At 71.4% G+C, this 20,047-nt stretch carries 20 protein-coding genes; 4 read left to right on the forward strand and 16 right to left on the reverse strand.

What is annotated here, in order from left to right; translation table 11 throughout:
- Window positions 1-2 precede the first annotated feature (2 nt).
- From nuoK to IE326_RS09255, 11 genes are all read right to left on the reverse strand, one after another.
- Entirely contained in the window at window positions 3-302 is a 300-nt protein-coding gene (nuoK, locus tag IE326_RS09205) for an NADH-quinone oxidoreductase subunit NuoK (protein WP_043227770.1), read from the reverse strand.
- A complete protein-coding gene (locus tag IE326_RS09210; RefSeq protein WP_190041255.1) occupies window positions 299-1,147 on the reverse strand; it encodes an NADH-quinone oxidoreductase subunit J in 849 nt (282 codons plus the stop codon). Before IE326_RS09210 ends, nuoK begins: the two co-directional genes overlap by 4 nt.
- Window positions 1,144-1,761 carry an NADH-quinone oxidoreductase subunit NuoI gene (gene nuoI, locus IE326_RS09215; protein WP_268982956.1) on the reverse strand — a complete coding sequence of 206 codons (618 nt, stop codon included), beginning with the start codon at window positions 1,759-1,761 and terminating at the stop codon, window positions 1,144-1,146. The genes IE326_RS09210 and nuoI overlap by 4 nt, the downstream gene beginning before the upstream one ends.
- Window positions 1,754-3,112 (reverse strand): NADH-quinone oxidoreductase subunit NuoH, encoded by a 1,359-nt coding sequence (gene nuoH / locus IE326_RS09220; protein ID WP_150230570.1) that lies wholly within the window; start codon window positions 3,110-3,112, stop codon window positions 1,754-1,756. The genes nuoI and nuoH overlap by 8 nt, the downstream gene beginning before the upstream one ends.
- Window positions 3,109-5,598: an NADH-quinone oxidoreductase subunit G gene (locus IE326_RS09225; RefSeq protein ID WP_150230566.1), complete on the reverse strand. Its 2,490-nt coding sequence runs from the start codon at window positions 5,596-5,598 to the stop codon at window positions 3,109-3,111. The genes nuoH and IE326_RS09225 overlap by 4 nt, the downstream gene beginning before the upstream one ends.
- Window positions 5,595-6,944, reverse strand: a complete 1,350-nt coding sequence (gene nuoF, locus IE326_RS09230; RefSeq protein WP_150230564.1) for an NADH-quinone oxidoreductase subunit NuoF — start codon at window positions 6,942-6,944, stop codon at window positions 5,595-5,597. Before nuoF ends, IE326_RS09225 begins: the two co-directional genes overlap by 4 nt.
- The gene (nuoE, locus tag IE326_RS09235; protein WP_150230562.1) at window positions 6,944-7,702 is read right to left on the reverse strand and encodes an NADH-quinone oxidoreductase subunit NuoE; all 759 of its coding nucleotides are present in this window, start codon (window positions 7,700-7,702) and stop codon (window positions 6,944-6,946) included. The genes nuoF and nuoE overlap by 1 nt, the downstream gene beginning before the upstream one ends.
- Window positions 7,699-9,021 carry an NADH-quinone oxidoreductase subunit D gene (locus IE326_RS09240; RefSeq protein ID WP_150230560.1) on the reverse strand — a complete coding sequence of 441 codons (1,323 nt, stop codon included), beginning with the start codon at window positions 9,019-9,021 and terminating at the stop codon, window positions 7,699-7,701. The genes nuoE and IE326_RS09240 overlap by 4 nt, the downstream gene beginning before the upstream one ends.
- Window positions 9,018-9,749 carry an NADH-quinone oxidoreductase subunit C gene (locus IE326_RS09245; protein ID WP_150230559.1) on the reverse strand — a complete coding sequence of 244 codons (732 nt, stop codon included), beginning with the start codon at window positions 9,747-9,749 and terminating at the stop codon, window positions 9,018-9,020. The genes IE326_RS09240 and IE326_RS09245 overlap by 4 nt, the downstream gene beginning before the upstream one ends.
- A gap of 88 nt (window positions 9,750-9,837) precedes the next feature.
- On the reverse strand, window positions 9,838-10,392 hold the full coding sequence (locus tag IE326_RS09250; protein ID WP_043227783.1) for a NuoB/complex I 20 kDa subunit family protein: 555 nt from the start codon (window positions 10,390-10,392) through the stop codon (window positions 9,838-9,840).
- Between the two features lie 17 nt (window positions 10,393-10,409).
- Window positions 10,410-10,769: an NADH-quinone oxidoreductase subunit A gene (locus tag IE326_RS09255; RefSeq protein WP_019888619.1), complete on the reverse strand. Its 360-nt coding sequence runs from the start codon at window positions 10,767-10,769 to the stop codon at window positions 10,410-10,412.
- Window positions 10,770-11,438: 669 nt separating this feature from the next.
- Here IE326_RS09255 and IE326_RS09260 point away from each other — a divergent pair.
- Window positions 11,439-12,374 (forward strand): C40 family peptidase, encoded by a 936-nt coding sequence (locus IE326_RS09260; RefSeq protein WP_190041257.1) that lies wholly within the window; start codon window positions 11,439-11,441, stop codon window positions 12,372-12,374.
- 82 nt (window positions 12,375-12,456) lie between these two features.
- On the opposite strand, the gene IE326_RS09265 is transcribed toward IE326_RS09260, so the two are convergent.
- Window positions 12,457-13,743, reverse strand: coding sequence for a geranylgeranyl reductase family protein (locus IE326_RS09265; protein WP_150230556.1), 1,287 nt, complete (start codon window positions 13,741-13,743; stop codon window positions 12,457-12,459).
- A 677-nt stretch (window positions 13,744-14,420) separates the two neighbouring features.
- Window positions 14,421-15,113, reverse strand: coding sequence for a demethylmenaquinone methyltransferase (locus IE326_RS09270; RefSeq protein ID WP_190041258.1), 693 nt, complete (start codon window positions 15,111-15,113; stop codon window positions 14,421-14,423).
- A gap of 115 nt (window positions 15,114-15,228) precedes the next feature.
- On the opposite strand from IE326_RS09270, the gene IE326_RS09275 reads away from it, so the two are divergent.
- Together IE326_RS09275 and IE326_RS09280 are read left to right on the forward strand one after the other, a co-directional pair.
- Entirely contained in the window at window positions 15,229-15,834 is a 606-nt protein-coding gene (locus IE326_RS09275) for a SigE family RNA polymerase sigma factor (RefSeq protein WP_190041259.1), read from the forward strand.
- A gap of 8 nt (window positions 15,835-15,842) precedes the next feature.
- Window positions 15,843-16,610, forward strand: coding sequence for a hypothetical protein (locus IE326_RS09280; RefSeq protein WP_190041260.1), 768 nt, complete (start codon window positions 15,843-15,845; stop codon window positions 16,608-16,610).
- Here IE326_RS09280 and IE326_RS09285 read toward each other — a convergent pair.
- From IE326_RS09285 to IE326_RS09295, 3 genes are all read right to left on the reverse strand, one after another.
- Complete coding sequence (locus tag IE326_RS09285) at window positions 16,595-17,194, reverse strand: imidazolonepropionase-like domain-containing protein (RefSeq protein WP_190041261.1); 600 nt, start codon at window positions 17,192-17,194, stop codon at window positions 16,595-16,597. The two genes, IE326_RS09280 and IE326_RS09285, sit on opposite strands and share 16 nt — an antisense overlap.
- A gap of 8 nt (window positions 17,195-17,202) precedes the next feature.
- On the reverse strand, window positions 17,203-18,402 hold the full coding sequence (gene mqnC / locus IE326_RS09290) for a cyclic dehypoxanthinyl futalosine synthase (RefSeq protein ID WP_150230551.1): 1,200 nt from the start codon (window positions 18,400-18,402) through the stop codon (window positions 17,203-17,205).
- A 247-nt stretch (window positions 18,403-18,649) separates the two neighbouring features.
- Window positions 18,650-19,519 carry a menaquinone biosynthetic enzyme MqnA/MqnD family protein gene (locus tag IE326_RS09295; protein ID WP_150230550.1) on the reverse strand — a complete coding sequence of 290 codons (870 nt, stop codon included), beginning with the start codon at window positions 19,517-19,519 and terminating at the stop codon, window positions 18,650-18,652.
- 270 nt (window positions 19,520-19,789) lie between these two features.
- Here IE326_RS09295 and IE326_RS09300 point away from each other — a divergent pair, with 270 nt between their 5' ends.
- Entirely contained in the window at window positions 19,790-19,993 is a 204-nt protein-coding gene (locus tag IE326_RS09300; RefSeq protein WP_030758451.1) for a cold-shock protein, read from the forward strand.
- Window positions 19,994-20,047: the final 54 nt, after the last annotated feature.

Here is a 20,047-nt window from a genome sequence, read left to right on the forward strand (position 1 = left end):
CCTCACAGCTTCATCAGGCTGGCGTCGTCGACCGAGGCCGAGTGGCGGGATCGGAAGACGGACACGATGATCGCGAGCCCGACGACGACCTCCGCGGCGGCGACGACCATCGTGAAGAAGGCGATGATCTGGCCGTCGAGGTTGCCGTGCATGCGGGAGAAGGTGACGAACGCGAGGTTGCAGGCGTTCAGCATGAGCTCCACGCACATGAAGACCACGATCGCGTTCCGCCGGATGAGCACCCCGACCGCGCCGATGGTGAACAACAGGGCGGCGAGGTAGAGGTAGTTGACGGGGTTCACCGGTTGGCCTCCTCTCCGTCACGAGCACCGTCACGAGCGTCGTCCCGGCCGCGGCCCAGCCGCTCCGCGGAACGCTGCTCCAGGGCCTTGAGGTCGGCGAGCGCCTCGCCCGACACGTCCCGCACCTGGCCCCGCTTGCGCAGGGTCGAGATGACGGTGAGCTCGGACGGGGTGCCGTCGGGCAGCAGGCCCGGCACGTCCACGGCGTTGTGCCGGGCGTAGACGCCGGGGGCGGGCAGCGGCGGCAGGTGCCTGCCCTCGCGCACGCGCTGCTCGGCCAGCTCCCGCTGGGTCCTGGCCCGCTCGGTGCGCTCCCGGTGGGTGAGGAGCATCGCGCCGACGGACGCGGTGATCAGCAGGGCGCCGGTGATCTCGAAGGCGAAGACGTACTTGGTGAAGATGAGGGCCGCCAGGCCCTCCACGTTGCCCCCGTGGGCCGTGTTCGCCGCGCCGAGGCCGGCGAACTCGGTCAGCGCCGCGTTCCCGATCCCGGCGAAGAGCAGGACGCCGAAGCCGAGGCCGCAGGCGGCGGCCCACCAGCGCTGGCCCTTGATGGTCTCCTTCAGGGAGTCCGCGGCCGTGACGCCGACCAGCATGACGACGAAGAGGAAGAGCATCATGATCGCGCCGGTGTAGACGACGATCTGCACGATGCCGAGGAAGTACGCGCCGTTGGCCAGGTAGAAGACCGCGAGGACGATCATCGTGCCGGCCAGGCACAGGGCGCTGTGCACGGCCTTCCTCATGAGGATGGTGCACAGCGCGCCGATCACGGCGACGGTGCCGAGCACCCAGAACTGGAACGCCTCGCCGGTGGAGGTGGCGTAGGCCGCGAGCGCGCTCATCGGCCGACCACCTTCCCCGACGCGGGCTCGTCCTCGCCGAAGGTGGACGCGCCCTCCTGCGGCTCCTCGCCCTTGGAGACGGCGACCTGGCGCTCGGTCCCGGGCGCGGCCTCGACGACCAGGCCCCGGTAGTAGTCCTGCTCGGTCATGCCGGGGAAGATCGCGTGCGGGGTGTCGACCATCCGCTCGTCGAGGCCCGCGAGGAGCTGCTCCTTGGTGTAGATCAGGTTCTCGCGGGAGGAGTCGGCCAGTTCGAACTCGTTGGTCATCGTCAGCGCGCGCGTGGGGCACGCCTCGATGCACAGCCCGCACAGGATGCAGCGGGCGTAGTTGATCTGGTAGACGCGGCCGTACCGCTCGCCGGGCGAGTAGCGCTCCTCGTCCGTGTTGTCCGCGCCCTCCACGTAGATGGCGTCGGCGGGACAGGCCCAGGCGCACAGCTCGCAGCCGACGCACTTCTCCAGGCCGTCCGGGTGGCGGTTGAGCTGGTGCCGGCCGTGGAAACGGGGCGCCGTCGTCTTCTTCTGCTCCGGGTACTGCTCGGTCAGCCGCTTCTTGAACATGGCCTTGAAGGTCACGCCGAAGCCGGCCACCGGATTCTGGAAGTCAGACACGATCCGTCCCCCTCTCATCACTCTCGGTAGCAGTATCGGGGCCACCACTGACAACGAGGTCCCGCTGGTGTCGGGGCCTGCGCCGGGGCACGGGCGGCAGGGACTGGCCGGGCTTGGGCGGTACGGGGAAGCCGCCGGCCATCGGGTCGAAGGTCTCCCGCTCGGCCGCGCCCGCCGCCTCCTCCTTCTTCCGGTCGCGGAAGAGGTCGGCGACGAAGGACAGGAGCAGCACCACGAGGACGGCACCGGCCACGTACAGGACGATGTTGGTGAAGGCGATGTTCTCGTTGCGCAGCGCCCGGACGGTGGCGACCAGCATCAGCCAGACCACGGAGACCGGGATGAGGACCTTCCAGCCGAGCTTCATCAGCTGGTCGTAGCGGACGCGGGGCAGGGTGCCGCGGAGCCAGATGAAGAAGAAGAGCAGCAGCTGCACCTTGAGGACGAACCACAGCATCGGCCACCAGCCGTGGTTGGCGCCCTCCCAGAAGGCGGAGACCGGGTACGGGGCCCGCCAGCCGCCCAGGAAGAGGGTCACCGACACCGCGGAGACCGTCACCATGTTCACGTACTCGGCGAGCATGAACATCGCGAACTTGATGGAGGAGTACTCGGTGTTGAAGCCGCCGACGAGGTCGCCCTCGGACTCCGGCATGTCGAAGGGGGCGCGGTTCGTCTCGCCGACCATCGTCACGATGTAGATGAGGAAGGAGACCGGCAGCAGCACGACGAACCAGCGGTCCTGCTGGGCCTCGACGATCGCCGAGGTCGACATCGAGCCGGAGTAGAGGAAGACCGAGGCGAAGGCCGCGCCCATGGCGATCTCGTACGAGATCATCTGCGCGCAGGAGCGCAGGCCGCCGAGGAGCGGGTACGTCGATCCCGAGGACCAGCCGGCGAGGACGATGCCGTAGATGCCGACGGAGGCGACCGCGAGGATGTACAGCATCGCGATCGGCAGGTCGGTGAGCTGCATCGTGGTGCGCTGGCCGAGGATCGACACCTCGTTGCCGGCCGGGCCGAAGGGGATCACCGCGATCGCCATGAAGGCGGGGATCGCGGCGACGATCGGGGCCAGGACGTAGACGACCTTGTCGGCCCGCTTGACGATCACGTCCTCCTTCAGCATCAGCTTGATGCCGTCCGCGAGGGACTGGAGGAGGCCCCAGGGGCCGTGCCGGTTGGGGCCGATGCGCAGCTGCATCCAGGCGACGACCTTGCGCTCCCACACGATGGAGAAGAGCACGGTCACCATCAGGAACGCGAAGCAGAAGACGGCCTTGATCACGACGAGCCACCAGGGGTCCGTCCCGAACATGGACAGGTCCTCGGCTGCGAGGAGCGTGTTCACGCCTGCACCTCCGTCTCCGTCGAGGGGGTCGCCGGGCCGATGCGGACCAGGTCGCCGGGGCGGGCGCCGGTGTCGGCGAGGACGCCCCGGCCGGTCGAGTTCAGCGGGAGCCAGACGACCCGGTCGGGCATCGCGGTGACCTGGAGGGGGAGGGCGACCGCGCCGGCCGGGCCGGTGACTTCGAGCAGGTCGCCGTCCTTGACGCCGGTGTCGGCGGCGGTGGCGGCGGAGAGCCGGGCGACCGCCGCGTGGCGGGTGCCGGCCAGGGCCTCGTCGCCCTCCTGGAGCCGGCCGAGGTCGAGGAGCAGCCGGTGTCCGGCGAGGACGGCCTCGCCGTCGCCGGGCCGGGGCGCCGGGATGGCGTGCGCGGTGGGCTCGGAGGCCCGCTCCTCGGTCCAGCGGCCGAGCCGGTCCAGCTCGCGCCGGGCCGCCTTCAGGTCGGGCAGGGCGAGGTGGGCGTCCATGGCGTCGGCGAGCATGTGGAGGACGCGCGCGTCGGACGGGGCGAGCGGGCGGGTCATCTGCTCGGGCTTGAGCGCGGCCTCGAACATCCGGACCCGGCCCTCCCAGTTGAGGAAGGTGCCCGCCTTCTCGGCGACGGCGGCGACCGGGAGGACGACGTCGGCGCGCTCGGTGACGGCGCCGGGGCGCAGTTCGAGGGAGACGACGAAGGCCGCGTCGAGGGCCTCGCGGGCCCGCACCGGGTCGGGCAGGTCGTCGACGTCGACGCCGCCGACGAGCAGCGCGTCGAGTTCGCCGCCCGCGGCGGCCTGGAGGATCTGGCCGGTGTCGCGGCCGTAGCGGTGCGGGAGTTCGCGGACGCCCCAGGCGGCGGCGACCTCCTCGCGGGCGCGGGGGTCGGTCGCGGGCCGGCCGCCGGGCAGCAGGCTCGGCAGCGCGCCGGCCTCGACCGCGCCGCGCTCGCCGGCCCGGCGCGGGATCCAGACGAGCTTCGCGCCGGTGGCGGCGGAGGCCCGCAGGGCGGCGGTGAGCGCGCCGGGCACCCCGGCGAGCCGTTCGCCGACCGCGAGGACGGCGCCGTCCTGGCGGAGTCCCTCGGCGGCGGCCCAGCCGGTGGAGTCGAGGCCGACGCGGGAGGTGAGGGCGTCGAGCCATTCGGTCTCGGTGCCGGGGGCGGCGGGCAGCAGGGTGCCGCCGGTCTTCTCCAGGCCGCGGGTGGCGTGGGAGGCGACGGCGTACGTCTTCTGCCCGTGCTTGCGCCACGCCTTGCGGAGCCGCAGGAAGACGCCGGGGGCCTCCTCCTCGGACTCCAGGCCGACGAGGAGCACCACCGGGGCGGCTTCGAGCGTCGTGTGCGTGAGCCCGCTGCCGTCGAGGTCGCGGCCGCGTCCGGCGACGTGGGAGGCGAGGAAGTCGGCCTCCTCGCCGGAGTGGACGCGGGCCCGGAAGTCGACGTCGTGGGTGTCGAGGGCGACCCGGGCGAACTTGGCGTACGCGTAGGCGTCCTCGACGGTGAGCCGGCCGCCGGCGAGGACGCCGGTGCGGCCGCGGACCAGGCCGCGGGCGGCGGCCTCCAGGGCCTCGGGCCAGGAGGCCGGTGCGAGGACGCCGTCGGCGCCCCGCACCAGGGGGGTCGTCAGGCGGTCGCGCTGCTGCGCGTACCGGAAGCCGAACCGGCCCTTGTCGCAGACCCACTCCTCGTTGACCTCGGGGTCGTTCTGCGCGAGGCGGCGCATGACCTTGCCGCGCCGGTGGTCGGTGCGGGTGGCGCAGCCGCCGGCGCAGTGCTCGCACACGCTCGGCGAGGACACCAGATCGAAGGGGCGGGAGCGGAAGCGGTACGCGGCCGAGGTCAGCGCGCCGACCGGGCAGATCTGGATGGTGTTGCCGGAGAAGTACGACTCGAAGGGGTCGCCCTCGCCGGTGCCGACCTGCTGGAGGGCGCCGCGCTCGACGAGTTCGATCATCGGGTCGCCGGCGACCTGGTTGGAGAAGCGGGTGCAGCGGGCGCAGAGCACGCACCGCTCGCGGTCGAGCAGCACCTGGGTGGAGATCGGGACCGGCTTCTCGTAGGTCCGCTTGACGCCCTCGAAGCGGGAGTCGGCCTGTCCGTGGGACATGGCCTGGTTCTGGAGCGGGCACTCGCCGCCCTTGTCGCAGACCGGGCAGTCCAGCGGGTGGTTGATGAGCAGCAGCTCCATCACGCCGTGCTGGGCCTTCTCGGCGACCTTCGAGGTCAGCTGCGACCGGACGACCATGCCGTCGGTGCAGGTGATGGTGCAGGAGGCCATCGGCTTGCGCTGGCCCTCGACCTCGACGATGCACTGGCGGCAGGCGCCGGCGGGGTCGAGGAGCGGGTGGTCGCAGAAGCGGGGGATCTCGATGCCGAGCTGTTCGGCGGCCCGGATGACCAGGGTCCCCTTGGGGACGGAGATCTCCGCGCCGTCGATGGTCAGCGTCACGAGGTCTTCCGGCGGCACGGCCGGAGAGCCGCCCCCCGCCGGGGTGGACTCGGTGACGGTCATGCGGTCACCTCCTTGTGGTTGTCCGCCCAGGCGGTCGACTTGGCCGGGTCGAAGGGGCAGCCCTTGCCCGTGATGTGCTGCTCGTACTCCTCGCGGAAGTACTTCAGCGAGGAGAAGATCGGCGAGGCGGCGCCGTCGCCGAGGGCGCAGAACGACTTGCCGTTGATGTTGTCGGCGATGTCGTTCAGCTTGTCGAGGTCGGACATGACGCCCTCGCCGGCCTCGATGTCGCGGAGCAGCTGGACGAGCCAGTAGGTGCCCTCGCGGCAGGGGGTGCACTTGCCGCAGGACTCGTGGGCGTAGAACTCGGTCCAGCGGGTGACGGCCCGGACGACGCAGGTGGTCTCGTCGAAGCACTGGAGGGCCTTGGTGCCGAGCATGGAGCCGGCGGCGCCGACGCCCTCGTAGTCCAGCGGCACGTCGAGGTGCTCGTCGGTGAACATGGGGGTGGAGGAGCCGCCGGGCGTCCAGAACTTGAGCCGGTGCCCGGGGCGCATGCCGCCGCTCATGTCGAGGAGCTGGCGCAGGGTGATGCCGAGGGGCGCCTCGTACTGGCCGGGCGAGGCGACGTGCCCGCTCAGCGAGTAGAGCGTGAAGCCCGGGGACTTCTCGCTGCCCATCGAGGTGAACCATTCCTTGCCGCGCTGGAGGATCGCGGGAACGGACGCGATGGACTCGACGTTGTTCACCACGGTGGGGCAGGCGTAGAGGCCGGCGACCGCGGGGAAGGGGGGCCGCAGCCGGGGCTGGCCGCGGCGGCCTTCGAGGGAGTCGAGGAGGGCGGTCTCCTCGCCGCAGATGTACGCGCCGGCGCCGGCGTGCACGGTGAGTTCGACGTCGAGCCCGCTGCCGAGGACGTTCTTGCCGAGGTAGCCGGCCTGGTACGCCTCGCGGACCGCCTCGTGGAGGCGGCGCAGGACGGGGACGACCTCGCCGCGCAGGTAGATGAAGGCGTGGCTGGAGCGGATCGCGTAGCAGGCGATCACGATGCCCTCGATCAGCGAGTGCGGGTTGGCGAAGAGGAGGGGGATGTCCTTGCAGGTGCCGGGCTCGGACTCGTCGGCGTTGACGACGAGGTAGTGCGGCTTGCCGTCGCCCTGCGGGATGAACTGCCACTTCATGCCGGTGGGGAAGCCGGCGCCGCCGCGTCCGCGGAGGCCGGAGTCCTTCACGTACGCGATGAGGTCGTCGGGGCTCATGGCGAGCGCGCGCCTGAGGCCCTGGTAGCCCTCGTGGCGTTCGTACGTCTCCAGGGTCCAGGAGTCGGGCTGGTCCCAGAAGGCGGAGAGCACCGGTGAGAGGAGCTTCTCGGGACTGCTGGAGTTGATCTCGGCGGCCAACGTCATCACTCTCCCTCCTGGCCGGCTGCCTCGCCGCGCGGGTGGACGATCCGGGTCTGCTGCGGGGTCTCGCCCTTGGCCAGGCGGAGGCCGACGAGGGAGGCGGGGCCCGCGCCGCCGGTGGCGGCGACGGCGCCGGGGCGCTCGTCGGGGAAGCCGGCGAGGATGCGGGCGGTCTCCTTGAAGGTGCACAGGGGGGCGCCGCGGGTGGGTTCGACGGTGCGGCCCTCGCGGAGGTCGTCGACCATCTTCCGGGCCGACTCGGGCGTCTGGTTGTCGAAGAACTCCCAGTTGACCATCACCACGGGGGCGTAGTCGCAGGCCGCGTTGCACTCGATGTGTTCGAGGGTGATCTTGCCGTCCTCGGTGGTGCCGTTGTTGCCGACGCCGAGGTGCTCCTTGAGCTCTTCGAAGATGGCGTCGCCGCCCATGACCGCGCAGAGGGTGTTGGTGCAGACGCCGACCTGGTAGTCGCCGGAGGGCTTGCGGCGGTACATCGTGTAGAAGGTGGCGACGGCGGTGACCTCGGCGGTGGTCAGGCCGAGGAGGTCGGCGCAGAACTGCATGCCGGTGCGGGTCACGTGGCCCTCCTCCGACTGCACGAGGTGCAGCATCGGCAGGAGCGCGGAGCGGGAGCCGGGGTAGCGGTCGATGATCGCCCTGGCATCCGCCTCCAGCCGGGCCCGGACGTCGTCCGGGTAGGCGGGGGCGGGGAGCTGGGGCATCCCGAGGCTGACGTTCCCGCCGGTCGGGGTCTGTGTCATCGGTCGACGCCTCCCATCACGGGGTCGATGGAGGCGACGGCGACGATGACGTCGGCGACCTGGCCGCCCTCGCACATCGCGGCCATGGCCTGGAGGTTGGTGAAGGACGGGTCGCGGAAGTGGACCCGGAAGGGGCGGGTGCCGCCGTCGGAGACCACGTGCACGCCGAGCTCGCCCTTGGGGGACTCGACGGCCGCGTACGCCTGGCCGGCCGGGACCCGGAAGCCCTCGGTGACCAGCTTGAAGTGGTGGATGAGGGCTTCCATCGAGGTGCCCATGATCTTCTTGATGTGGTCGAGGGAGTTGCCGAGGCCGTCGGTGCCGAGGGCGAGCTGCGCGGGCCAGGCGATCTTCTTGTCGCCGACCATGACCGGGCCGGGCTCCAGGCGGTCGAGGCACTGCTCGACGATCCGCAGCGACTGGCGCATCTCCTCCAGGCGGATGAGGAAGCGGCCGTAGGCGTCGCAGGTGTCGGCGGTGGGGACCTCGAAGTCGTAGTCCTCGTAGCCGCAGTACGGGTCGGACTTCCGCAGGTCGTGCGGGAGGCCCGCCGACCGGAGGATCGGTCCGGTGGCGCCGAGGGCCATGCAGCCGGTGAGGTCGAGGTGGCCGACGTCCTGCATGCGGGCCTTGAAGATGGGGTTGCCGGTGGCGAGCTTGTCGTACTCCGGCAGGTTCTTCTTCATGGTCTTCACGAACTCGCGCACGGCGTCGACGCCGCCGGGCGGGAGGTCCTGGGCGAGGCCGCCGGGCCGGATGTACGCGTGGTTCATGCGCAGGCCGGTGATCAGCTCGTACAGGTCCAGGATCATCTCGCGGTCCCGGAAGCCGTAGATCATGATCGTGGTGGCGCCGAGCTCCATGCCGCCGGTGGCGATGCACACCAGGTGCGAGGAGAGGCGGTTGAGCTCCATGAGCATGACCCGGATGACGCTGGCCCGGTCGGGGACGTCGTCGGTGATGCCGAGCAGCTTCTCCACGCCGAGGCAGTACGCCGTCTCGTTGTAGAACGAGGTGAGGTAGTCCATGCGCGTGACGAAGGTGGTGCCCTGCGTCCAGGTCCGGTATTCGAGGTTCTTCTCGATGCCGGTGTGGAGGTAGCCGATGCCGCAGCGGGCCTCGGTGACGGTCTCGCCGTCGATCTCCAGGATGAGCCGGAGCACGCCGTGGGTGGAGGGGTGCTGGGGGCCCATGTTGACGACGATCCGCTCGTCGTCGGCCTTGGCCGCCGACTGGACGACCTCGTCCCAGTCGCCGCCGGTGACCGTGTAGACGGCGCCCTCGGTCGTGTCGCGGGGGCTGGATGCTGTGCTGTTCACGAGTACGACCTCCGCTGGTCCGGAGCCGGGATCTGGGCGCCCTTGTACTCGACGGCGATGCCGCCGAGCGGGTAGTCCTTGCGCTGCGGGTGGCCCTGCCAGTCGTCCGGCATCATGATCCGGGTGAGGGCCTGGTGGCCTTCGAAGACGATCCCGAAGAAGTCGTACGCCTCGCGCTCGTGCCAGTCGTTCGTCGGGTAGACGGCGGTCAGCGACGGGATCCTCGGGTCGGCGTCCGGGGCCGAGACCTCCAGGCGGATCAGCCGGCCGTGGGTGAGCGAGCGCAGGTGGTAGACGGCGTGCAGCTCGCGGCCCTTGTCGCCCGGGTAGTGGACGCCGGAGACGCCGGTGCAGAGCTCGAAGCGGAGCGCCGGGTCGTCGCGCAGGGTGCGGGCCACGCGGACGAGGTGCTCGCGCTCGACGTGGAAGGTGAGCTCGCCGCGGTCGACGACCGTCTTCTCGATGGCGTTCTCGGGGACGAGTCCCTGCTCCTCCAGGGCGCCTTCGAGCTCGTCGGCGACCTCGTCGAACCAGCCGCCGTAGGGGCGGGCGGCGGGGCCGGGGAGGCGGATCGAGCGGACGAGGCCGCCGTAGCCGGAGGTGTCGCCGCCGTTGTTCGCGCCGAACATGCCGCGCTGGAGCCGGACCTCCTCCCCGTGCTCGCCGCGCTGACCGGGCAGGTTCTGCTCGCTCAGCTCCTTCTCGGGGTTCGGGGTTTCGTCGCTCACGGTGCCGTCCCGTTCCCTTCTCCGCCCGCGCGGCGCGATGGCGCGGCTTTCGTCGTCGGCTGCGGCCCGGTGGCCGCGCGTGCGTCGGTCACCGCAGCAGACCCTTCATCTCGATGGTCGGCAGCGCCTTGAGCGCGGCCTCCTCCGCCTCGCGGGCCGCCTCCTCGGCGTTCACGCCGAGCTTGGAGGTCTGGATCTTCTGGTGGAGCTTGAGGATCGCGTCCACCAGCATCTCCGGGCGGGGCGGGCAGCCGGGCAGGTAGATGTCGACCGGCACGATGTGGTCGACGCCCTGCACGATCGCGTAGTTGTTGAACATGCCGCCCGACGAGGCGCAGACGCCCATGGAGATGACCCACTTGGGGTTGGGCATCTGGTCGTAGACCTGCCGCAGGACGGGCGCCATCTTCTGGCTGACCCGGCCGGCGACGATCATGAGGTCGGCCTGCCGCGGCGAGCCGCGGAAGACCTCCATGCCGAAGCGGGCGAGGTCGTAGCGGCCGGCGCCGGTGGTCATCATCTCGATGGCGCAGCAGGCGAGGCCGAAGGTCGCGGGGAAGACGGACGCCTTCCGGACCCAGCCCGCGGCCTGCTCGACGGTGGTCAGCAGGAAGCCGCTGGGCAGCTTCTCTTCGAGTCCCATGGGTGCTCCTCAGCCCCTCAGTCCCATTCCAGGCCGCCGCGCCGCCACACGTACGCGTAGGCGACGAAGACGGTGAGCACGAAGAGCAGCATCTCCACGAGCCCGAAAAGCCCCAGGGCGTCGAAGGTGACGGCCCAGGGGTAGAGGAAGACGATCTCGATGTCGAAGACGATGAAGAGCATCGCCGTCAGGTAGTACTTGATGGGGAAGCGGCCGCCCCCGGCGGGAGTGGGCGTCGGCTCGATGCCGCACTCGTACGCTTCAAGTTTTGCCCTGTTGTACCGCTTTGGCCCGATTAGCGTGGCCATGACCACGGAGAAGATCGCAAACCCCGCACCCAGGGCACCGAGCACGAGGACGGGCGCGTACGCATTCACGCTCCTCGCTCCTTCCAGTCGTCCTTGACCGTTGGACCGCACTGTCGGGTCTCGGAAGATCGCTCTCATGTGAGGCAGTTCACAAGCCCGACGTCCGCGTATCTTAAGCCCGCCCCTCTGTGATCTGCGACACGGGGGTCGCCAACGGATTTGTGATCTCTGCCACCTGACGAAGGATCATGAAGTCGGATGAGCAGTGATCTTGTCGCGTGAAGCGCCCAGGTGATCACCAGGTGTGACATTCGGACCGGAAATCGCTGGTCGGAGAGGGTGTCGCACTATCAAGAGTTGGGCCCTACAAGCAAATTGGCAGTGGACGCGTGTGGGTGATAAAGACCCTCGGGTCGCCCGTCCGGGGGTCGGGCCGGACCGAAGTGGACGCCTCGACTCCGTGTGCACGCATTCACGAGATGGAGATGTGACCTGCGTCACGCTTTCGAGGGCCGAAAACAACCGGGCTTGGCCATCGGGCTCAAGAGGTGGTAAGTGCAGGGCAATTCGGGCATCTCAACGAAAATCCGTGATCAACGGCGGAATGACCCGTGCCCGTTTTGCCCGTTACGGCGTCAATAAGGGCGCCAAGGAAGCGGATTAGACGGTTCCGGTCGTAACTGTGGCGCAACCCACGTTTCTTGAAGGGAACCGCGAACCCCTGATAGCGGTTGTCCCATGTCCCACACCGCTCACATACCCAGCCACCGGAAGCCCCGCCGGAGCGCCTCGAAGCTCGCGCTCCGCGCCGGAGTTGCCGGTGGCGTCCTCGGCACCATCGCGGTGGCCGGTGCCGCCGGCCCGGCGAGCGCCGAACCGGTGACCGAGACCATCGAGATGCCCACGCTGGGCTCGCTCGGCACGGACCTCTCCAGTGCCGTGGCCGCCTCCGCCGAGGCGTCCCAGCAGGAGGCCCTCGACCAGAGCCTGGAGGCCCAGGAGGCCGCCGCCCTGGAGAAGGCCGCCAAGGAGGCCAAGAAGGCCAAGGCCGAGGCCGAGCGCAAGGCCGAGGCCGAGCGCGCCGAGAAGGCCCGCCAGGAGGCCGAGGCCAAGGCGGAGGCCGAGCGCGCCGCCGCCGAGGCCCGCGCCGAGGCCCAGGCCCGCGCCGCCCGCGACAGCGCCCGCACCCAGCTGGCCACCACGTCGGCGTCCTCGGACTCCGGCTCCGGCTCCGACGCGGGCTCCGGCTCGGGCTCCGGTTCCTCGGACGACGGCGGCTCCTCGGCCGGCTCCTCCTCCGAGTCGACCCAGGTCTCCTCCGGCACCGCCGCCTCCATCGTGGCCTTCGCCCGCGCCCAGGTCGGCGACGCGTACGTCACCGGCGGCACCGGCCCCAACTCGTGGGACTGCTCCGGCCTCGTCCAGGCCGCCTACGCCGCCGCGGGCATCGACCTGCCGCGCATCTCGTACCAGCAGTCGAGCATGGGCACCTCGGTCTCCCTGAGCAACCTCCAGCCCGGCGACGTCCTCTACTGGGGCAGCCGCAGCGGCTCGTACCACGTCGCCATCTACGTCGGCGGCGGCAAGTACGTCGGCGCGCAGAACTCCTCCACCGGCGTCGTCGAGCGCTCGCTCGACTGGGACCCGCCGTCGGGCGCCGTCCGGATCCTCTGATCCCGGACCCCGCAGCACCACACGAAGGGCCGTCACTCCTCGGGGGAGCGACGGCCCTTCGGGCGTGTGCGGGGGAGGCCGGTCAGGCCTTCGGGGCGACCTTCGAGAGGCCGTTGATGATGCGGTCCATCGCGTCGCCGCCGGTGGGGTCGGTGAGGTTGGCCAGCATCTTGAGGGTGAACTTCATCAGGACGGGGTGGGTGAGGCCGCGCTGGGTGGCGATCTTCATGACCTTCGGGTTGCCGATGAGCTTCACGAAGGCGCGGCCGAGCGTGTAGTAGCCGCCGTAGGTGTCCTTGAGGATCTTCGGGTAGTTGTGCAGGGCCAGTTCGCGCTGGGCGGGGGTGGCGCGGGCGTGGGCCTGCACGATGACGTCCGCGGCGAGCTGGCCGGACTCCATGGCGTACGCGATGCCCTCGCCGTTGAAGGGGTTCACCAGGCCGCCCGCGTCGCCCACCAGGAGCAGGCCCTTGGTGTAGTGCGGCTGGCGGTTGAACGCCATCGGGAGGGCCGCGCCGCGGATCGGCGTCGTCATGTTGTCCGGGGTGAAGCCCCAGTCCTCCGGCATCGAGGCGCACCACGCCTTCAGCACCTCGCGCCAGTCCAGCTCGCGGAAGGCGGAGGAGGAGTTCAGGATGCCGAGGCCGACGTTGGAGGTGCCGTCGCCCATGCCGAAGATCCAGCCGTAGCCGGGCAGGAGGCGGTCCTCCGCGCCGCGCTTGTCCCACAGCTCCAGCCACGACTCCAGGTAGTCGTCGTCGTGCCGGGGGGTGGTGAAGTACGTGCGGACCGCGACGCCCATCGGGCGGTCCTCGCGGCGGTGCAGGCCCATGGCGAGGGAGAGGCGGGTCGAGTTGCCGTCGGCGGCGACGACCAGCGGGGCGTGGAAGGTGACCTCGGTCTTCTCCTCGCCCAGCTTGGCGTGCACGCCGGTGATGCGGCCGGTGCGCTCGTCGACGACCGGGGCGCCGACGTTGCAGCGCTCGTACAGCCGGGCGCCGGCCTTCTGCGCCTGCCGGGCCAGCATCTCGTCGAAGTCGTCGCGCTTGCGGACCAGGCCGTAGTCCGGGTACGAGGCGAGGTCGGGCCAGTCGAGCTGGAGCCGGACGCCGCCGCCGATGATCCGCAGGCCCTTGTTCCGCAGCCAGCCGGCCTCTTCGGAGATGTCGATGCCCATGGAGACGAGCTGCTTGGTGGCGCGCGGGGTCAGGCCGTCGCCGCAGACCTTCTCGCGCGGGAACGCCGTCTTCTCCAGGAGCAGCACGTCGAGGCCGGCCTTGGCCAGGTAGTACGCGGTGGTGGAGCCGGCCGGACCCGCTCCGACGACGATCACATCAGCGCTGTGCTCGGAGAGGGGCTTCTCGGTCACGGCGAATCTCCCGAAAGGTCGGCGAAGAGGTCGTAGGGAAGTCTAGGGCGGGCGGCGCGGGGGGAGTCGGAGGGGCGCCCCCTGCCGGGCCGCGCCCCCGCCCCGCGGGCCCGCGCCCCCAGCGGGGCCCGCACGCGCTGCCGCCCGTCCCTGCCCGGGCTGCGCACGCGTCCCCGCCCTTTCGGTGCGGGGCCGTCGCCGTCGCCCCCTGCGGGGGCTCGCGCCTGCCTGCGGTGCGGGGCTGCGCCCGTCGTCCCTGTGGGCAGGCGTCCCGCAGGGCGGGACGGGTGGGCACAGGGACGGCGCCCGTAGCCGGGCCGAGGCTTTCCGGGCCTGGACCCGCACCCGATGCACGGTGCACTTGGGGTGCGGGTCCAGGCACATGTGCGGAGGCACCCGCGAAGGGTGCCGTTCCGTCGTGCCCACCCGTTCCGCCCCAGCGGAACGATTGCCCACAACGAAACGGCGGCGGCACCGCACCCGCGCGGGCGCCGGGCCCGGGCCCAGGGGTGGGCACCGCCCCAGCGGAACGATTACCCACAACGAAACGGCGGAGCCGCACCTCGTCGAGCGCGTGCCCACAACGAAACGGCGGCGGCACCGCACCCGCGCGGGCGCCGGGCCCAGGGGCGGGCGCCGCGCCTCGCGGGCGGTCGGCCGCGACGGGGCGGCGGAGGCTACGGCTTGAAGCCCCGGTGGAGGGCGACGATGCCGCCGGTGAGGTTGCGCCAGGCGACCTCGGACCAGCCGGCCTTCTGGAGGAGGGACGCGAGGGTGGGCTGGTCCGGCCAGGACCGAATGGACTCGGCGAGGTAGACGTACGCGTCGGGGTTGGAGGAGACGGCGCGGGCCACGGGGGGCAGCGCGCGCATCAGGTACTCCTCGTACACCGTCCGGAAGGGCGTCCAGGTGGCGTGCGAGAACTCGCAGATCACGACCCGGCCGCCGGGCTTCGTCACCCGGTACAGCTCGCGGAGCGCCCGCTCGGTGTCCTGGATGTTGCGCAGCCCGAAGGAGATGGTGACGGCGTCGAAGACGTCGTCCTTGAAGGGCAGCCGCATGCCGTCGCCCGCGGTGAAGGGCATCCACGGGTGCCGCTGCTTGCCGACCCGCAGCATGCCGAGCGAGAAGTCGCACGGGACGACGTACGCGCCCGCCCGCGCGAAGGGCTGCGAGGAGGTGGCCGTGCCGGCGGCCAGGTCGAGGACCTTCTGCGCGGGCCGCGCGTCCACCGCCTTGGCGACCTCCTTGCGCCAGCGCCGGTCCTGGCCGAGCGAGAGCACGTCGTTGGTCAGGTCGTAGTTGGCCGCCACGTCGTCGAACATGGAGGCGACTTCGTGCGGCTTTTTGTCCAGGTTGGCTCGGGTCACGGGACCCATTCAAGCAGCCGTCCGAATCTCTTCCCGTACCGCTTCAACCTTTCGGGGCCGGGCGTGCTCAAGGACGGTCGAGCACATGTCGTGACGGTGAGGGGAGAAGGGCGCGATGACGGTGACCACCGACGCCGGAACCGGCGGAGGCACGGTCGGCGAGGCCGATGTCGGGACGGATCCGGGGACGGACGCGGGCGGCGGCGCCGGGGGCGGGGCGGAGGGCGGGCCCGGGTTCGAGGAGTTCGCCCGGAGCGCCCAGCAGCGGCTGTACCGCACGGCGTACCTGCTCTGCGGCGACGCCGAGACCGCGCGGGACCTGACCCAGACGACGCTGGCCAAGCTGTACCAGCACTGGCGGCGGGCGGGTGCGGCCGAGCATCCGTACGCGTACGCCAAGACCGTCCTGACCCGTACCTTCCTGGCGGAGCGGCGGCGCCGGCTGCGGGACCTGCTGGTGCTGGGCCGGGCCGGGGGGACGGTCCCCGCGCCGGCCGCCGACCACGCCGACCTGCGGGTGACGCTGCTCGCCGCCCTCGCCGAACTGCCGCCCCGGGCGCGGGCGATGGTCGTGCTGCGCTACTGGGAGGACCAGAGCGTGGCCTCCGTGGCGGCGCTGCTGCGGTGCAGCGAGGCCACCGTCAAGAGCCAGTGCTCGCGCTCTCTCGCCCGACTCCGTACGCGCCTGGCCGACGCCGGGCTCCCGCTCGAAGGAAGCTGAGGTACGCCGTGGACACCGATGAGAACGTCCTGCTCCGCGAGGCCCTGGGCCGCGCCGCCGGGGACCTGCCGCCGCTGCCCGACCTCGTCCCGCTCGCGGTGCGCGAGGGCCGCGGGCGACGGGCCCGGAACCGCCTGGCGGTCGGCGCGGCCGCCTTCTCCGTGGTCACGGCGGGCGCCCTGGGGGTCGCGCTGCTGCCGGACGCCGGGCCGGAGGTCCCCGTGCCCGCGGCCTCCGCCGTCGACGGCGAGGGGGTGTCCCCCGCCGAGCGGGAACGGCGGGCGGACTTCCAGCGGAGGGTGGCGGCGCTGCTCGACGAGACGCTGCCCGCGTCGGTCACCGCCGTCCGGCCGGTGGAGGGGCAGGTGAGCGAGTACCGGATCGAGGCGGGCGGCAGTACCTTCCGCACGGTCGTGTCGGTGCGGAAGCAGAACGAGCGGTTCCTCGCGCACTGCGAGGAGAGCGCGGAGGCGCGGGCCCGCTGCGCGAGCGACGAGCTGCGGATGGGCTCGTACAGCAGCCTGGGCAACCGGGTGACCGTGGGGCACCTGTACCACCGGAGCGTGGTCACGCTGACCGTGTACGGCGGGGGGGCGGAGCCGCCGGTGCGGCTGGAGGACCTGTCCCGCGTCACCGGGGACCCGCGGTTCCTGGAGCTGGTGCGGGAGGCCGACGCACGTCCGATGGAGCCGCAGGAGCCGCCGCTCACCGCGTCCACGGTCGCTCCGGGGGACGTCGTCGACTTCGCCTCGGGGGAGGGTCAGCGCGCCCGGTAGACCAGTCGTCCGTCGATGACCGTGGCCACGCAGGTGGACGCGCCGCGGCGGACGAGGGCGGCCGGGTCGGGGACGTCGAAGACGGCGAAGCGGGCGGGGGCGCCGGGGGCGGGGCGCGGGAGGAGGACCAGGGGGGCCGGGGAGAGGGACGGGGGCCCCGGGAGCACGTCGGGGCGGTGGCCGGTGGCGAGGCCGGCGCGGCGGACGGCGTCCTGGGCGGCGCGGGTGCGGAGTTCGCCGGCGACGGCGACCGTGCCGTGGGCCAGCAGGCGCTGGACGCCGCGGCGGGCGCTCGCGCCGAGGCGGGCGGGGTCGGCGCGGAAGAGCTCGGCCGCGCGTTCGCCGGTGACCGGCGCGGTGCCGTACGTGTCGGCCTCGCGCGGGTCGGGGTGGTAGGTCAGCTCCAAGAGCTCGGGGCCGTACGGGTTGAGGAGGCCGGGCAGGAGGATGCCGGGCCAGCGGCGGAGGCGGGCGTCCTGGTGGGCCGCCGCCAGCTCCTCGTACGGGCCGACGGCGGCGATCCGCGCGCCGTCGACGAGGACGGCGGTCTCCGGCGACCCGTCGGCGGCGTGCAGGGTGAGCAAGGGGGGCCTCAGTTCGCGTCGAGGAGCTTCAGCTCGGGGTGGGCCGTGCCGCCCTCGATGGCGACGGAGGAGATGTGGGAGGCGACGCGGTCGTCGACCGGGTCGTTCGCCGGGTCCTCGTGGACGGCCAGGTGCTCGTAGGTGGTGGAGCGCTGGGCGGGGACGCGGCCGGCCTTGCGGATCAGGTCGATGATCTCCAGGCGGTTGGAGCGGTGCTTCGCTCCGGCGGAGGAGACGACGTTCTCCTCCAGCATGATCGAGCCGAGGTCGTCGGCGCCGTAGTGCAGGGAGAGCTGGCCGACCTCCTTGCCGGTGGTCAGCCAGGAGCCCTGGATGTGGGCGACGTTGTCGAGGAAGATCCGGGAGATCGCGATCATCCGCAGGTACTCGAAGAGGGTGGCCTGCGTGCGGCCCTTGAGGTGGTTGTTCTCGGGCTGGTACGTGTACGGGATGAAGGCCCGGAAGCCGCCCGTCCGGTCCTGGACGTCGCGGATCATGCGCAGGTGCTCGATGCGCTCGGCGTTGGTCTCGCCGGTGCCCATGAGCATGGTGGAGGTCGACTCGACGCCGAGGCCGTGGGCGATCTCCATGATCTCCAGCCAGCGCTCGCCGGACTCCTTGAGGGGGGCGATGGCCTTGCGGGGGCGCTCGGGGAGCAGCTCCGCGCCGGCGCCCGCGAAGGAGTCGAGGCCGGCCGCGTGGATGCGGGTGACGGCCTCCTCGACGGAGACCCCGGAGATGCGCGCCATGTGCTCGACCTCGGAGGCGCCGAGGGAGTGGATGACGAGCTGCGGGAACTCCTTCTTGATGGCCGAGAAGTGCCGCTCGTAGTACTCGACGCCGTAGTCCGGGTGGTGGCCGCCCTGGAACATGATCTGGGTGCCGCCGAGCTCGACGGTCTCCGCGCAGCGGCGCAGGATGTCGTCGAGGTCGCGGGTCCAGCCCTTCTCGGTGTCCTTCGGGGCGGCGTAGAAGGCGCAGAAGCGGCACGCCGTCACGCAGACGTTGGTGTAGTTGATGTTCCGCTCGATGATGTACGTCGCGATGTGCTCGGTACCGGCGTAGCGGCGGCGGCGCACGGCGTCGGCGGCGGCGCCCAGCGCGTGCAGGGGCGCGGAGCGGTACAGGTCGAGCGCCTCCTCGGGGGTGATGCGACCACCTGCGGCGGCACGGTCGAGAACAGACTGGAGGTCGGCCTTCTCGGTCACCGTTTCGTCCCTTTCGGAGGGTTGCTGACAGACCGGCCCAGCGTACGCCAGTGGCGGTGCGGGGCCGGGCCGGGGTCCGGGTCGGCGTGAATTTCCGATGAACGTTCAATTGCGCGATTCGCGCGAGGGGAACGGGACGGGAATGGGAGCGCGCGGCGCGGACCCCGTGGGCCGGGAAATGCGGGAGCGAATTGCCCGGGGCGCCGGCGGAAGGGCGGAAGGACGCCGCCGGGGGCGGCCGGGGGGCCTATTCCGCCGGGGGCAGCAGTTCGACCGTCACGTCCGCGGGAAATCCGGTCGTCGGGCCGGTGCGGCGGGCGAACTCGCGCACTCCGGCGAGTTGCTCGGGGCCGAAGCGGAAGTCGAGCGTGCGGAAGTACCGTTCCAGCAGTTCGGCGTCGAATGCCTCCCAGCGGGCGGCCTGCTCCGCCACCTTCGTGACCTCCTCCAGGGAGACGTCTCGGGAGGCGAGGAAGGCGCGGTGGACGTCGTGGACGGTCTCCGGCTCGCGCGCCAGGTAGTCCTTGCGGGCCGCCCAGACGGCGAAGACGAACGGCAGTCCCGTCCACTCCTTCCACATCAGCCCGAGGTCGTGGACCTGGAGCCCGAGCCGGGGCGCGTCGTGCAGCGAGGCCCGCAGGGCGGCGTCGCCGATGAGGACGGCCGCCTCCGCCTCCTGCATCATCAGGCCCAGGTCGGGCGGGCAGGTGAAGTAGGCCGGCTCGACCCCGTACCGCTCGCTGAGCAGCAGCTGGGCGAGCCGCACCGAGGTGCGGGAGGTGGAGCCGAGCGCGACGCGGGCGCCGTCCAGCTCCTCCAGGGGGCGCTGCGAGACGATCACGCAGGACATGACGGGGCCGTCGCAGCCGACCGCGATGTCGGGGAGGGCGACCAGCCCGTCGGCGTGCCGGAGGTACTCCACGAGGGTGATCGGACCGATGTCGAGGTCGCCGCGGACGAGCCGCTCGCTCAGCTTCTCCGGGGTGTCCTTGGTCAGCTCCAGGTCGAGGAGCGTCCCCGTCCTGGCGAGCCCCCAGTAGAGGGGCAGGCAGTTCAGGAACTGGATGTGGCCGACCCGGGGCCGGCTGCGCTGGTGCTCGTCGTTCGCATTGTCCACATCGCGAGGCTAGACCCGTCTTGCGCCGTGGACATCGCCGGGGCGCGGGTGCGGCGCGCCGTCGCGATAGGGCCGGGATCAAACATGGCGGCGACGTGATCTTTCCCTCTATCGCTGCGCGCGCACTGCGTGCTAGGCTCGTCGCAAGTTGCAGTTTGGTTTCCCTTGCAGTACAGAGCCTGCGGAGCATGTGACCCGCAGGCTTTTGTAGTTTTCAGACTTGTTTGCAGGTCCTGGAGCAGGGCGACCCTTTGGCCCATAGGAGGGCTCATGGCTACCGGAACCGTCAAGTGGTTCAACGCTGAAAAGGGCTTTGGCTTCATCGCCCAGGAAGGCGGCGGCCCGGATGTCTTCGTCCACTACTCCGCGATCAACGCGAACGGCTTCCGTTCCCTCGAGGAGAACCAGGCGGTGAGCTTCGACGTCACGCAGGGCCCGAAGGGTCCGCAGGCGGAGAACGTCACCACGATCTGAACGCCGTAGTGGCGATCGAGATCTTCTAGAGCAGTACCCAAGGAGCCCCGCTCC

It is taken from the genome of Streptomyces filamentosus (genome assembly GCF_014654895.1).
Taxonomy (GTDB): Bacteria; Actinomycetota; Actinomycetes; order Streptomycetales; family Streptomycetaceae; genus Streptomyces; species Streptomyces filamentosus.